The sequence below is a fragment of the Streptococcus sp. CCH5-D3 genome (genome assembly GCF_001556435.1).
Taxonomy (GTDB): domain Bacteria; phylum Bacillota; class Bacilli; order Lactobacillales; family Streptococcaceae; genus Streptococcus.
The window spans coordinates 1-225 of the sequence record NZ_LSIW01000153.1; the positions used below are offsets into that span (position 1 = coordinate 1).

General features: G+C 52.4%; 1 protein-coding gene. It reads left to right on the forward strand.

Annotation, left to right across the window (positions count from 1 at the left end; all coding sequences use genetic code 11):
• A partial coding sequence (locus AX662_RS10840; protein ID WP_197414718.1) for a hypothetical protein occupies window positions 1-225 on the forward strand: 225 nt, incomplete at both ends.

Below are 225 nucleotides of genomic sequence, written 5' to 3' on the forward strand. Positions count from 1 at the left end.
GCGCTAAAGGTACGCAAGAATCAGGTCATGAAGGCGAGGCAGCTGTTCAACCTGCTAACCCAGAGTACACTGGTCCAATCAGTGCCAATGGTACACAAGAGGTCGGTCATGAGGGTGAAGCGTTGGTTCAGCCTGCAAATCCAGAGTACACTGGACCGATTAGTGCCAATGGTACCCAAGAAGTTGGTCACGAGGGTGAAGCATGGGTCCAACCAGCTAATCCAG